The organism is Pseudomonas sp. MDV22-iso1 (genome assembly GCF_058145095.1).
Window position 1 is genome coordinate 60,056 of sequence record NZ_JBYVMF010000021.1, and the last position, 14,048, is coordinate 74,103.

12 protein-coding genes are annotated in these 14,048 nt (G+C 59.9%); 10 read left to right on the forward strand and 2 right to left on the reverse strand.

The window, feature by feature from the left end; translation table 11 throughout:
- Positions 1 to 61 precede the first annotated feature (61 nt).
- On the reverse strand, positions 62 to 2,416 hold the full coding sequence (locus tag AC3ZVB_RS21700; protein ID WP_490147706.1) for a glucose/quinate/shikimate family membrane-bound PQQ-dependent dehydrogenase: 2,355 nt from the start codon (positions 2,414 to 2,416) through the stop codon (positions 62 to 64).
- 175 nt (positions 2,417 to 2,591) lie between these two features.
- Between AC3ZVB_RS21700 and AC3ZVB_RS21705 the strand changes: the two genes are divergently transcribed.
- From AC3ZVB_RS21705 to AC3ZVB_RS21750, 10 genes are all read left to right on the forward strand, one after another.
- Positions 2,592 to 3,053 carry an Lrp/AsnC family transcriptional regulator gene (locus AC3ZVB_RS21705; protein ID WP_162436249.1) on the forward strand — a complete coding sequence of 154 codons (462 nt, stop codon included), beginning with the start codon at positions 2,592 to 2,594 and terminating at the stop codon, positions 3,051 to 3,053.
- 198 nt (positions 3,054 to 3,251) lie between these two features.
- The gene (locus AC3ZVB_RS21710; protein ID WP_490147707.1) at positions 3,252 to 4,934 is read left to right on the forward strand and encodes a flavin monoamine oxidase family protein; all 1,683 of its coding nucleotides are present in this window, start codon (positions 3,252 to 3,254) and stop codon (positions 4,932 to 4,934) included.
- A 12-nt stretch (positions 4,935 to 4,946) separates the two neighbouring features.
- The gene (locus AC3ZVB_RS21715) at positions 4,947 to 5,741 is read left to right on the forward strand and encodes a carbon-nitrogen hydrolase family protein (protein WP_194693805.1); all 795 of its coding nucleotides are present in this window, start codon (positions 4,947 to 4,949) and stop codon (positions 5,739 to 5,741) included.
- 48 nt (positions 5,742 to 5,789) lie between these two features.
- Positions 5,790 to 8,216, forward strand: coding sequence for a pyrroloquinoline quinone biosynthesis protein PqqF (pqqF, locus tag AC3ZVB_RS21720; RefSeq protein ID WP_490147708.1), 2,427 nt, complete (start codon positions 5,790 to 5,792; stop codon positions 8,214 to 8,216).
- Positions 8,217 to 8,371: 155 nt separating this feature from the next.
- Positions 8,372 to 8,446 (forward strand): pyrroloquinoline quinone precursor peptide PqqA, encoded by a 75-nt coding sequence (pqqA, locus tag AC3ZVB_RS21725; RefSeq protein ID WP_009045898.1) that lies wholly within the window; start codon positions 8,372 to 8,374, stop codon positions 8,444 to 8,446.
- 71 nt (positions 8,447 to 8,517) lie between these two features.
- Positions 8,518 to 9,429, forward strand: coding sequence for a pyrroloquinoline quinone biosynthesis protein PqqB (gene pqqB / locus AC3ZVB_RS21730; RefSeq protein WP_162436245.1), 912 nt, complete (start codon positions 8,518 to 8,520; stop codon positions 9,427 to 9,429).
- A 176-nt stretch (positions 9,430 to 9,605) separates the two neighbouring features.
- Positions 9,606 to 10,358, forward strand: a complete 753-nt coding sequence (pqqC, locus tag AC3ZVB_RS21735) for a pyrroloquinoline-quinone synthase PqqC (protein WP_162436244.1) — start codon at positions 9,606 to 9,608, stop codon at positions 10,356 to 10,358.
- Complete coding sequence (gene pqqD / locus AC3ZVB_RS21740; protein ID WP_162436243.1) at positions 10,355 to 10,630, forward strand: pyrroloquinoline quinone biosynthesis peptide chaperone PqqD; 276 nt, start codon at positions 10,355 to 10,357, stop codon at positions 10,628 to 10,630. Before pqqC ends, pqqD begins: the two co-directional genes overlap by 4 nt.
- Before the next feature lie 4 nt (positions 10,631 to 10,634).
- Positions 10,635 to 11,777: a pyrroloquinoline quinone biosynthesis protein PqqE gene (pqqE, locus tag AC3ZVB_RS21745; RefSeq protein WP_162436297.1), complete on the forward strand. Its 1,143-nt coding sequence runs from the start codon at positions 10,635 to 10,637 to the stop codon at positions 11,775 to 11,777.
- Positions 11,743 to 13,569 (forward strand): S9 family peptidase, encoded by a 1,827-nt coding sequence (locus AC3ZVB_RS21750; protein ID WP_162436242.1) that lies wholly within the window; start codon positions 11,743 to 11,745, stop codon positions 13,567 to 13,569. The genes pqqE and AC3ZVB_RS21750 overlap by 35 nt, the downstream gene beginning before the upstream one ends.
- A 97-nt stretch (positions 13,570 to 13,666) precedes the next feature.
- Here AC3ZVB_RS21750 and AC3ZVB_RS21755 read toward each other — a convergent pair whose 3' ends face one another.
- Positions 13,667 to 13,825 carry a YqaE/Pmp3 family membrane protein gene (locus AC3ZVB_RS21755; RefSeq protein WP_003228885.1) on the reverse strand — a complete coding sequence of 53 codons (159 nt, stop codon included), beginning with the start codon at positions 13,823 to 13,825 and terminating at the stop codon, positions 13,667 to 13,669.
- Positions 13,826 to 14,048: the final 223 nt, after the last annotated feature.

Genomic DNA, 14,048 nt, shown 5'->3' on the forward strand with positions numbered 1-14,048 from the left:
TCTTTTCCGCCCGACAAAAAGCCGCGCAATGGCGCGGCTTTTCGTGTCTGCGATTCAACCTTTACTCAGGCAACGCATACGCAATCACATAGTCCCCCCGATCCGGCGACTGACGCGCGCCACCCACGGTGAGCAAGATGTACTGCTTCCCGGTTTTCGGCGAAACATACGTCATCGGCCCGGACTGGCTGCCGACCGGCAAACGGGATTTCCAGATCTCGTTACCGTTGCCGGTATCGAAAGCACGCAGGTAAAAATCCTGGGTTCCCGCGAAGAAGAGCAAGCCGGACTGGGTGGCCAGCGACGCGCCAAGGGTCGGCATGCCGATCGGGATCGGCAAGTGCATGCGAATACCCAGCGGGCCGGTGTCCTGAACGGTGCCAACCGGCACCTGCCAGACGAGTTTGTGGGTCTTGAGGTCGATGGCGGACATCGTGCCGAACGGTGGTTTCTGGCAAGGAATGCCGGCCGCCGAAAGGAAACGTTCCCGCATTGCCCCGAAAGGCGTGCCTTCCTGCGGTACCACGCCCATTTCGATACCACTGGCGCCCGCAGCGATCTTGTCGCGGGGGATCATGTAGTTGGCCAGGCCCAGGCGCATGTCGTTGACGAACATGTAGTTCGTGGTCGGATCCACCGAGACGCTACCCCAGTTCATGCCGCCCAAGGATCCCGGGAACTGCAACGCACGATCAAGGCCAGGCGGGGTATACACGCCCTCGTGGCGCATGCCCTTGAACTGAATCCGGCACATCAACTGGTCAAACGGCGTGGCGCCCCACATGTCCGATTCGGTCAGTTTCTGATTACCAATCGACGGCATATCGACCGAGAACGGCTGGGTCGGCGAATAACGCTCACCGGGCACGTTACCTTGCGGCACCGGACGCTCTTCAACACGGGCGATCGGCACGCCGGTTTCACGGTTGAGCAGGAAGATCTCGCCCTGCTTGGTGACCTGTGCCAACGCAGGCTGCATGACGCCCTTGTCATCCGGCACGTCGTACAGCAACGGTTGCGCAGGCAGGTCGAAGTCCCACAAGTCGTGGTGAGTGGTCTGGAAGTGCCAGCGCACCTGGCCAGTTTTCACGTCGATAGCGACGATGGACGAGTTCCACTTGTCATCGAATTCGGTGCGCTGACCACCGAAGAAGTCCGGAGTGGCATTGCCGGTCGGCAAGTAAACCAGACCCAGCTTGGCGTCGTAGGACATCGCCGACCAGACGTTCGGGGTGCCGCGGGTATAAGTCTCCCCCGCTGGAGGGCGTTTGGTCGTGTTCGGGTTACCCGGATCCCACGCCCACACCAGCTCGCCACTGCGCACGTCATACGCACGAACCACCCCTGGCGGCTCGCCGGTGGAATAGTTGTCCGCCACGCGCCCACCGACAATCACCACATCACCGGCCACCAAAGGTGTCGAGGTTTGCTGGTAGTAGCCCGGTTTTACTTCGCCCATGTCGGTTGTGAGATCGACCGTTCCCTTGATGCCAAACTCTTCACACGGTTTGCCGGTCTCGGCATTGATTGCAATAAGACGCGCATCACCGGTCGGTAGAAACAGACGTTTCGTACAGGCCGCTGGCTGTTTGTCCGGGGTCGCAGGGGTTTCTGAATAACCCAGGCCTCGGCAGCGTTGCCAGTTCGGCGCAGTGCCTTGCGGATCGAACTTCCAGCGCTGTGCACCCGTGTCAGCGTCGAGTGCAAAGACTTTGCCGTACGCCGTGCAGGTGTAGACGGTGTCGCCGATCTGCAGCGGCGTGTTCTGGTCTTCCGCGCCTGCGCCGGTGCTTTGCGGCAGGTCACCGGTGCGGAAAGTCCAGGCCACCTGCAGCTTGTCGATATTGCCCTTGTTGATCTGGTCCAGTGCAGCGAAGCGGTTGCCCGCCGTCGTATTGCCCCAATGAGCCCAGTCCTTCTGCTCGGTACCCGGAGTCACCGGCGTCACCGATGGTTCAGTCGTGGCCTTGACCACGTGAGTTGGCACGAACATATAGGCCAGTGTTGCAACCACGCCGACGCCCAGAATGCCTGCCAGGCCATAAGCGCCACGCCCCGCCGCTGCGCCGGAAGCCCGCACCAGCGTGGGATAGATCAGGGCGACAACCAGTCCGATCACGGCAAATGTCAGCACGCGCGAGACCAGCGGCCAGTACTCGAAACCGGTGTCCCACACGGCCCAAAGCGCGGTCAGGATCAGCGCCAGGCCATACAGCCACGCCCCTTGCGGTTTAAGGCGAGCGATCATCAGCCCGGAAACCAGCATCGCCAACCCCATCAGCAGGAAGTACCAGCTTCCGCCCAGTGAGATCAGGTAAGCACCACCACCGGCAAGGCCGAGCCCGATCAAGGCAATCAGGACACCCAGCCCCCGCAGCAACCATTGGCTGCCGCCGGCAGCCCCAGAATTATTCATGTCAGTCATTTTCCCCAAGTGTGACAATTGAGAAATGATGTACTACCTAGTTACTTATGGCAAATTGTCGCAGCTGAAAATGTCCTGAACGGTACTGAATACGGATCAGGCATCCGTTGTGCAAGCGGTGCCTGTAACATGCCAATCCACTGATCTGTGCCGCTGGAGACGCCCCTTGCCTGACATTCGCCCACCCGTTCTTGACGAAATCGATCGCCAACTGATCGCTGCCTTGCAGATCAATGCCCGCGAAAGTGTGGCCATGCTCGCTCGCCAACTGGGCATCGCCCGCACCACGGTGACCTCGCGACTTGCCCGACTGGAAAAAGCCAAAGTCATCACCGGGTACGGCGTGCGACTGGGTCAGCGCGTAGTGGATGGCGGATTGCAGGCGTATGTCGGGATCACCGTGCAGCCGCGCTCGGGCAAAGAAGTGCTGAGACGCCTCAGTGCGATGGCGCAGGTTCAGCAATTGTGTGCAGTGAGTGGTGAGTTTGATTACGTCGCGTGGCTGCGCACTGAATCGCCCGAGCAGCTGGATCAGTTGCTGGATCAGATCGGGAGTGTGGACGGCGTGGAGAAGACCACGACGTCGATCATCCTCAGTAGCAAGATTGACCGGGGGCAACCGGTTTAAACACGATTCCTTGTGGAAACGAGCCTGCTCGCCCCCACAGTGGACAGTATGTATCGACAGGTCGTCACTTTGATCAGTAGATAGGCAAAACGACGACACTTTGCGTCTTATTAACGTGTTCTACGCTCTCTAGAATGGCTGCCATCTTTTCCTATACTCAGATGCGCCTACCGCGTCGGGTCGCCAGCAAGGTCAGCCATGAACAAGAATAATCGCCATCCTGCAGACGGTAAAAAACCAGTCACCATCTTTGGTCCTGACTTTCCTTTCGGCTTCGACGACTGGATTGAGCACCCGGCTGGCCTGGGTAGCATTCCCGCACACAATCACGGTGCAGAAGTCGCGATTGTCGGTGCCGGCATCGCGGGCTTGGTGGCAGCCTATGAATTGATGAAACTGGGCCTCAAGCCCGTCGTTTACGAAGCCTCGAAAATGGGCGGACGCCTGCGCTCCCAGGCATTCAACGGCGCTGAAGGCATCGTCGCAGAGCTCGGCGGCATGCGTTTTCCGGTGTCATCCACCGCGTTTTACCACTACGTCGACAAGCTCGGTCTGGAAACCAAACCTTTCCCGAACCCGCTGACGCCAGCTTCGGGCAGCACCGTCATCGACCTGGAAGGTAAAACCCATTACGCAGAGAAGCTGGCGGACCTTCCGGCGCTGTTCCAGGAAGTCGCTGACGCCTGGGCGGATGCGCTCGAAGCCGGTTCGCAGTTCTCCGATATCCAGCAAGCCATCCGCGACCGCGACGTGTCGCGCCTCAAAGAGCTATGGAACACCTTGGTTCCACTGTGGGACGACCGCACTTTCTACGACTTCGTCGCCACCTCCAAAGCCTTCGCCAAGTTGTCGTTCCACCACCGCGAAGTGTTTGGCCAGGTAGGTTTCGGCACGGGTGGCTGGGACTCTGACTTCCCTAACTCGATGCTGGAAATCTTCCGCGTGGTGATGACCAACTGCGATGACCATCAGCACCTGGTCGTCGGCGGCGTGGAGCAAGTCCCCCTCGGCATCTGGCGCCATGTACCGGAACGTTGCGTGCACTGGCCGCAAGGCACGAGCCTCAGTTCGTTGCACAGCGGTGCACCGCGCTCTGGCGTGAAAAAAATTGCCCATGCGCCAGACGGACGTTTTACCGTCACCGACAACTACGGCGACACCCGTGAATACGCGGCTGTTTTGACAACCTGCCAGAGCTGGCTGCTGACCACCCAGATCGAATGCGACGAAACCCTGTTTTCGCAAAAGATGTGGATGGCCCTGGACCGCACCCGTTACATGCAGTCCTCGAAAACATTCGTGATGGTCGATCGACCATTCTGGAAGGACAAGGACCCGGAAACCGGCCGCGACCTGATGAGCATGACCCTCACCGATCGCCTGACCCGCGGCACTTACCTCTTCGACAATGGTGACGACAAGCCCGGTGTGATCTGCCTGTCTTATTCGTGGATGAGCGACGCGCTGAAGATGCTCCCGCACCCGGTCGAAAAGCGCGTGAAACTGGCGCTGGACGCCTTGAAAAAGATCTACCCGAAAGTCGACATTGCTGCGCGGATCATCGGCGACCCGATCACCGTGTCATGGGAATCCGATCCGCATTTCCTCGGCGCATTCAAAGGCGCCCTGCCCGGCCACTACCGCTACAACCAGCGCATGTACGCACATTTCATGCAGCAAGACATGCCCGCCGAACAGCGCGGGATCTTCATCGCCGGCGACGATGTTTCATGGACGCCAGCATGGGTCGAAGGCGCGGTGCAGACCTCCCTTAACGCGGTCTGGGGCATCATGAAGCACTTCGGCGGTGAAACTCACGCCGAGAACCCGGGTCCAGGAGATGTGTTCAACGAGATCGGTCCGATCGCCTTGCCCGAGTAAAAGGAGTTCCAAATGCGCGTAGCCCTTTACCAATGTCCGCCGCTGCCCCTTGATGTTGCCGGCAATCTGCATCGCCTGCATCAGCTCGCGCTGGAGGCCAAGGGTGCAGACTTGCTGGTGCTGCCGGAGATGTTCCTGACCGGCTACAACATCGGCGTCGATGCCGTCAGCGTGCTGGCCGAAGTGCACAACGGTGAATCGGCGCAGCAGATCGCGCGCATTGCCAAGACAGCCGGGATCGCCATTTTGTATGGCTACCCCGAGCGCACCGAGGACGGGCAGATCTACAACTCGGTGCAACTGATCGATGCCAACGGTGAGCGCCTGTGCAATTACCGCAAGACCCACCTCTTCGGCGATCTTGATCACTCCATGTTCAGCGCCGGCGGTGACGAGTTGCCGCTGGTCGAACTTAACGGCTGGAAGCTCGGTTTCCTGATCTGTTACGACCTGGAGTTTCCGGAAAATGCTCGTCGCCTTGCCCTGGCAGGTGCCGAGCTGATTCTGGTGCCGACGGCGAACATGGTGCCGTTCGACTTTATCGCTGACGTCACCGTCCGCGCCCGAGCCTTCGAAAACCAATGCTATGTGGCCTACGCCAACTACTGCGGGCACGAAGGCGAGATTCACTACTGCGGCCAGAGCAGCATCGCCGCGCCGGATGGCAGCCGCATTGCCCAGGCCGGTCTCGATGAAGCGCTGATTGTCGGCGAGCTGGATCGTCAGTTGATGGTCGACTCGCGGACCGCATATCACTACCTTATCGATCGTCGCCCTGAGCTTTACGGCGAGCTGAACAAGCGCTGATCCACCGTTATCCGCTAGCATTAGCGCTTCTCTGTTCTGGAAGTGCTCATGCCTGCGTTGAATCCCTCCCGCCCCCACACTGAAACCCTGGCCAATGGCCTACGGGTGACGCTGCGTCATGCGCCACACTTGAAGCGTTGCGCCGCTGCATTGCGGGTTGCAGCAGGCAGTCACGACGTGCCATTGGCATGGCCGGGGCTGGCGCACTTTCTTGAACACCTGCTGTTTCTCGGTACCGCGCGTTTCCCTGCGAACCAAGGGCTGATGGCCTACGTGCAGGGTCACGGCGGCCAGGTCAATGCGAGGACCAGCGAACGCACCACTGACTTCTTCTTCGAACTGCCGCCGCAGGCATTTGCCGGTGGGCTGGAGCGTCTGTCGGACATGCTCGCTCACCCGTGCATGAACCTGGACGATCAGTTGCGGGAACGGGAAGTACTGGAGGCGGAGTGTGTTGCCTGGTCTCAGGACGCGGCGGCTCAACAGGAGCGCGCGCTGTTCGACGGACTCTCGGCGACTCATCCACTGCGGGGCTTTCATGCGGGCAACCGCGACAGCCTGCCCGTCTCGCAACCTGCGTTTCAGCAGGCGTTACGCGACTTTCATCAGCACTTTTATCAAACAGGACAGATGACGCTGAGTCTGGTCGGGCCACACCGTATCGATGAACTGCGAGCGTTGGCCGAGACCTTCGGCAGCGCCATTGCAGCGGGTGCAACAGTCCCGCAACAAACACCCCCTGCGCTGATGGATGCTTTAGGCAAAAGTTATCAACAGGCTGCTGACCATCGACTGGATCTGCTGTTTGCCTTCGAAGCTCTTGCGGATTCGTCGTCCCAAGCGCTGGCCTTTCTGTGTCATTGGCTCAACGCGGCAAAACCCGGCGGCCTGCTGACCGAGCTGCAGGCTCGCGGGTTAGCGGAGCATATGAACGCCACGCCGCTGTATCGGTTTGGCGGCCAGGCCCTGCTGGACATCGAGTTCGCGACCACTCAATCGCAGAAGGCACTGCGCGAACCGCTGTTGGATTGGCTGGGATTTTTTGCCAGCCACCAACCCTGGATCGGGTTGCGCGAAGAATACAGCGCCCTCCTGCACCATGAGCAGCAGGTAGCTGGTGCGTTGAAATTGGCTCAACTTGATGTCACACAGCAGGAAACCGGGTTATCCGACCAGGGCGTTATTGCACTTCGAGAAATCCTCAAACAAATGGGCGCTGTGGATAACTTCAGCGGCCAATGGCAGCTGCCAGCACCCAACCCGTTTCTGCGCAGCGAGGCGCCAGCCCCGAACGCCGGCCTGATTCGTGGCCAGACCAGCAAACACCGAGGTTTGCGCACTTTTGCTCAGGATCGCTCGCGCACCCGTCGTGAACATTCGCCGATGCAATTCAGTCAGGCGTTGCCGGATCACACCGATGAAGGCGCGGTGTACCTACGCTGGCAACTGGCGGCCAGCCCTCACAGCAACCTGCAAGCGAACCTGGAAACCCGTCTTCAGCCATTACGCGAAGACGCGCGTCAGGCCGGTATCGACTTCTCCTTCAGCGCATCAGGCAATCAATGGTTACTGAAGATGACCGGCCTGCAAGAACCGATGCCGACCATCCTCGAACATGCGCTGAAAGAGCTGACAAAATCCGATGCGGACGCCCCGCTGCCAGCACCGCAGAAGGTGGCACTGATTCCGATTCGGCAGCTGCTTCAAGCGCTGCCGGGCCACTGCCTTGAGCGCACCGCTGACTCGGACGACCTGCTGCAACTCTGGTTAGGCGCGCGCTGGGATGGACTCGCGACCGGTCTGTCCGCGCAAACACAAGCGGCGATGGGCTTTGCCTTGAGCCGGGTGCCGGGCGCTGCGGACAATCAATCGACGCCCGCGCCCTCGATCCACGCTCAGCACCTGTGGACCGCCATCGATACACAGTCCAATGAGCATGCGTTACTGCTTTTCTGTCCCACGGCGACCCTGGACATCACTGATGAAGCAGCCTGGCGTTTGCTCGCGCATATATGCCAGACGCCGTTTTATCAGCGCCTGCGTGTAGAGCTGCAACTGGGTTATGCGGTGTTCAGCGCCCTGCGTCAGGTCCACGGGCAGACGGGAATTCTGTTCGGTGTGCAGTCGCCGACAGTGGCTCCGGTAGCGCTGCTGGAGCACGTGAAAACATTCCTGGCCGACTTGCCGGGCATGATCGAACGCATCGACGAAACCACCTTCGTCGCACAGCGCCAATCCTTGGCCGATCAATTCGACAGCGCCACGCTTCCCGACACCCTGGCGGCCGAACTGCTCTGGCAAGCAAAGCTGGCCGGCCACTCGTCGGATTATCTGGAGCGTCTGCCCCGTGCCATTCTGATGATCGACCGGCAGGCTTTACTGGCCGCTGCAAAACGACTGATTCACGCCGACGGCGGTTGGCGCTGTCTGGCCAGCGGGGCAAGCCCTGGCTCACCCTGGCAAGTGGCAAAATGATCTTTACCGGTGGCGCAATTAGCTTTCTCAAAGTTTCACGGGCAAGGACTCTGTAATTTTGAGTAACATAGCCACCTAACTATCTGAACATCTCCGCGTGGAGGTGGACTATATGTATAGATCTCAACCGTCCCACCACCTGAAGGAGCACTCCCATGTCCTGGTCCAAACCTGCTTACACCGATCTGCGTATCGGCTTTGAAGTCACCATGTACTTCGCAAGCCGCTAAGATCTCTCGCGGTTCAACGCCTCGGTTCACCGGGGCGTTTTTATTTTCAGATTCGAAATGATGGAGCGACCATGTTTGTCCAGATTCTAGGTTCCGCCGCTGGCGGTGGTTTCCCCCAGTGGAACTGCAACTGCGTGAACTGCGCAGGCTTTCGCGACGGCAGCCTGCGGGCAACAGCGCGCACCCAATCGTCCATCGCGATTTCCGATGACGGTGTGAACTGGGTGCTGTGCAACGCCTCTCCGGACATCCGCGCCCAGCTCCAGAGCTTTGCCCCGATGCAACCGGGCCGCGCCCTGCGCGATACCGGTATCAGCGCGATCATCCTGATGGACAGCCAGATCGACCACACCACGGGCCTGCTCAGCTTGCGTGAAGGATGCCCGCACCAGGTGTGGTGCACGGACATGGTCCACGAAGACCTGAGCACCGGTTTTCCGCTGTTCACCATGTTGACCCACTGGAACGGCGGATTGAGCTGGAACCGTATCGAACTGGACCAGAGCTTCACCGTCCCTGCCTGCCCCAATCTTCGCTTTACCCCTCTGCCCCTGCGTAGCGCCGCGCCCCCCTATTCGCCGCACCGCTTTGACCCGCACCCAGGCGACAATATTGGCCTGATCGTCGAAGACGTGAACACCGGCGGCAAGCTGTTCTACGCACCGGGCCTGGGGAAAGTCGACGCGCCGCTGCTGGAGATCATGGCGGGCAGCGATTGCCTGCTGGTGGATGGCACGATGTGGGATGACGACGAGATGCAGCGCCGCGGCGTCGGTACGCGCACCGGTCGGGAAATGGGTCACCTGGCGCAGAACGGCCCCGGCGGCATGCTCGAAGTGCTCGAGCAATTGCCACTGCCGCGCAAAGTACTTATCCACATCAACAACACCAACCCGATTCTCGATGAGGATTCACCCGAGCGAGCGGAGCTGGTGCGACGCGATGTTGAAGTGGCGTATGACGGCATGAGTATTGTGTTGTAAGAAATCGAGACCGCTGCGCGGTCTATCGCCAGCAGGCTGGCTCCCACAGTTGATCGCAATCCCCTGTGGGAGCTGCCTGCTGGCGAGTTGATCGCATTCCCCTGTGGGAGCCAGCCTGCTGGCGATGAGGCCGGTACAGGCGCTACAACTCTACGGTTATGCCCCGGAGAACCGAAATGACTGACACCCCGATGCCCCCCGCCGAATTCGAAGCCGCGCTGCGCGCCAAAGGCGCCTACTACCACATCTATCACCCCTATCACGTGGCGATGTATGAAGGCCGGGCGACCCGCGAGCAGATCCAGGGTTGGGTCGCGAACCGCTTCTACTATCAGGTGAACATCCCCCTGAAGGACGCCGCAATCCTCGCCAACTGCCCGGATCGCGAGATTCGCCGCGAGTGGATTCAACGCCTGCTCGATCATGACGGCGCTCCCGGCGAAGACGGTGGCATCGAAGCCTGGCTGCGTCTGGGCCAGGCAGTCGGGCTCGATCCGGATCAACTGCGCTCTCAGGAACTGGTGCTGCCCGGCGTGCGTTTCGCCGTGGACGCCTATGTCAACTTCGCCCGTCGGGCCAGTTGGCAGGAAGCCGCCAGCAGCTCGTTGACCGAACTGTTCGCGCCGCAAATCCACCAGTCACGTCTCGACAGCTGGCCGCAGCACTACCCGTGGATTGACCCGACCGGCTACGAATACTTCCGTACCCGCCTGGGCCAGGCACGGCGCGATGTCGAACACGGACTGGCGATCACCTTGCAGCACTACACGACGCGTGAAGGCCAGGAGCGCATGCTGGAAATTCTCCAGTTCAAACTGGACATTCTTTGGAGCATGCTCGATGCCATGAGCATGGCCTACGAACTGAACCGCCCGCCTTATCACAGCGTGACTGAACAGCGGGTCTGGCATAAAGGAATCACCTTATGAGTTTCGATCGCAGCAAGACCCCGACCTGGCGTACTGGCTACCGTTATCAGTACGAACCGGCACAAAAAGGCCATGTGCTGCTCTACCCTGAAGGCATGATCAAACTCAACGAAAGCGCTGCATTGATCGGCGGTTTGATCGATGGCGAGCGCGACGTTGCGGCGATCATCGCCGAACTTGATGCGAAGTTTCCCGGCGTGCCCGAGCTCGGTGAAGACATCGAGCAATTCATGGAGGTCGCCCGTGCTGAGCACTGGATCGAACTTGCCTGACACTGTGTCAGGCACGTTGCCGCCCAAACCTGAAATCGGCTTGCCTCTGTGGCTGCTGGCCGAGCTGACCTACCGTTGCCCGCTGCAATGCCCCTACTGCTCCAACCCGCTGGATTTCGCCGAGCAGGGTAAAGAGTTGAGCACCGAGCAGTGGATCAAGGTGTTTCGCGAAGCGCGGGAAATGGGCGCGGCTCAACTGGGCTTTTCCGGCGGTGAACCGCTGGTGCGCCAGGACCTTGCCGAGTTGATCGCCGAAGCGCGCAAGTTGGGTTTCTACACCAACCTGATCACCTCGGGCATCGGCCTGACCGAACAGAAAATCAGCGATTTCAAGAAAGCGGGTCTGGACCACATCCAGATCAGTTTCCAGGCCAGTGACGAGCAAGTGAACAACTTGCTCGCGGGTTCGAAAAAAGCGTTCGCCCAGAAGCTGGAAATGGCTCGAGCAGTGAAGGCCCATGGCTACCCGATGGTGCTGAACTTCGTCACCCACCGGCACAACATCGACAAGATCGACCGGATCATTGAGCTGTGCATCGCCCTTGAGGCCGATTTCGTCGAGCTCGCGACGTGTCAGTTTTACGGCTGGGCGCAGCTCAACCGGGTCGGTTTGCTGCCGACCAAAGAACAACTGGTGCGCGCCGAACGCGTCACCAACGAATACCGCGCCAGGCTCGAAGCCGAAGGGCATCCGTGCAAACTGATTTTCGTCACGCCGGATTATTATGAAGAGCGCCCAAAAGCCTGCATGAATGGCTGGGGCAGTATTTTTCTGACCGTCACGCCGGACGGAACCGCCTTGCCCTGTCACGGTGCCCGACAGATGCCGGTGCAGTTTCCCAACGTGCGCGACCACAGCATGCAGCACATCTGGTACGACTCGTTTGGCTTCAACCGCTTTCGCGGCTACGACTGGATGCCCGAGCCGTGCCGCTCTTGCGACGAGAAGGAAAAAGACTTCGGCGGCTGCCGCTGCCAGGCCTTCATGCTCACCGGTGACGCCAGCAACGCTGACCCGGTGTGCAGTAAATCGCAACATCACGGCGTGATTCTCAAGGCCCGCGAAGAAGCCGAGCACGCGACTCAGACCATCGAACAACTGGCCTTTCGCAATGAACGAAACTCACGCCTCATCGCTAAAAGCTGAGCCCTTCAGCGCCGCCAAAGCCGTCGCTGCCGGTGTCGACTTTGCCGAATTGCAGGTCGGCCGGCATGGCCTGTTCTGGAACGAATACCGACCCGAAGACGCCGCTTGCCGAATCTGGCATTGGCATAAGGGTCAGGCGCATTGCCTGACGCCACCAGGTTTCAGCGTGCGCAGTCGGGTGTATGAATATGGCGGCGGCGCGTTTTGTCTGACCGATGACGGGGTTGTGTTCGTCAACGAAGCCGACCAGCAGCTGTATCGACAGCCGCTCACGGGCGGGACGCCCGAAGGGCTGACTCGCGGCGAGTGCCGTTATGGCGATTTGCAGTTCGCCAACGGACAGGTCATGGCCGTCGAGGAGAACCGTGACCAGCATCGCCTGGTGGCTATCGATGTCGTTAACGGCACGCGTCATCTGCTGGTCGAAGGGGCTGATTTTTATGCGGCGCCGACATTGAGTCCCGACTCGCAACGCTTGGCCTGGATCGAATGGAGCCGACCGGATCAGCCGTGGACAGCCACTCGCCTGATGGTCGCCGATCGCCTCGACGATGGCGGCTTTTCCCTGCCGCGTTGCGTGGCCGGCGACAACGTTCAAGAATCGCTGCAACAACCCAGGTTCGATCGCAGTGGCCGACTGTATTGCCTGACGGATCGCGCCGGCTTCTGGCAGCCCTGGGTGGAATCTGCAGAAGGTTTGAGTCCGCTGCCCAGTGCAGAAGCCGACCACGGACCCGCCCCTTGGCAACTCGGCGGCTGCACCTGGCTTGCGTTCAGTGAAGACAGCTACCTGGCCAGCTGGACCGAAGATGGATTCGGCAAACTGGGCCTGGTCGCTGACGTCAGTGAAGACTTCACGGGCCCTTACAGCCGCTTCCGTCATTTGGCGATCGATGAGCAATTTATCTACTGCATCGCTGCATCACCGGTCAGTTCATCGGCCGTTATCGCGATCGATCGCGGCACCCGCCAGGTGAAGGTACTGGCGGGCGGCGTCACACCGTTGCCCGCCGAACACATCAGCGTTCCACATACGCTGTGCTACCCCAGTGGCTCAGGCGAGGCCCATGGCTTCTTTTATCCGGCGATGACCGGTGAGGCGAAACCGCCGCTGGTGGTGTTTATCCATGGCGGGCCGACCTCCGCTTGTTACCCGATGCTCGATCCACGCATTCAGTACTGGGCGCAACGCGGCTTTGCCGTGGCTGACCTTAACTATCGCGGCAGCAGTGGCTATGGCCGGGCGTATCGCCAGGCTTTGCATTTGAGCTGGGGCGCGGTAGATGTCGAGGACGCCTGCGCGGTGGTCGCCTACCTGGCGGACCGGGGGATGATCGACGGCGACCAGGCGTTCATTCGTGGCGGAAGTGCCGGCGGTTACACCACCCTTTGTGCCTTGGCCTTTCACAACGTGTTCCGCGCCGGCGCCAGTCTTTATGGCGTCAGCGACCCGGTTGCACTCAGCCGCGCGACCCACAAGTTCGAAGGTGATTATCTCGACTGGCTGATCGGCGATCCCGAGAAGGATGCCGAGCGCTACAAGGCGCGAACACCGTTGCTACATGCGAGCAACATCCGGGTCCCGATGATTTTCTTTCAGGGTGAACTGGATGCCGTGGTGGTGCCGCAGCAGACCCGTGACATGGTCAAGGCGCTGCAAGACAACGGTATTCTGGTGGAAGCGCATTACTACGCCGACGAACGCCATGGCTTTCGCAAGGCAGGCAATCAGGCACATGCGCTGGAGCAGGAATGGTTGTTTTATCGAAGGATCATGGCGCTCGACAGCTGATACCGCATCGCTGGCAGGCCAGCTCCCACAGGTCGACCGGCTCGCACCCTGTGGGAGCGAGCCTGCTCGCAAAGCGATCTAACGAACGCTACAGTTTTCAGCGTTTGGCGATGATGTACACCGCATGCACGATCCCCGGAATGTATCCGCACAACGTCAGCAGAATGTTCAGCCAGAACGCCCCGCCGAAACCCACCTGCAGGAAAACACCCAGTGGCGGCAACAGAATTGCAATGATGATTCGAATGAAGTCCATGGGTCAGCTCCTGATTGAAATCGGCTCGTGTGAGCCACACAGCTAATCGACACGCGCCGCTGGTCAGGGTTCAGTACGGATCTTCAGGCCAGTATTTCCAGACCGTGTTTTTGAACGATGTTTAGCAGCTCTTTCACCGCCTTCTATTGCTTCATCGTTAAAAAAAACGCCCCACGCCAAAAGAATCAGGCGTGGGGCGATGCGTTATACCGCGAGACGGTTC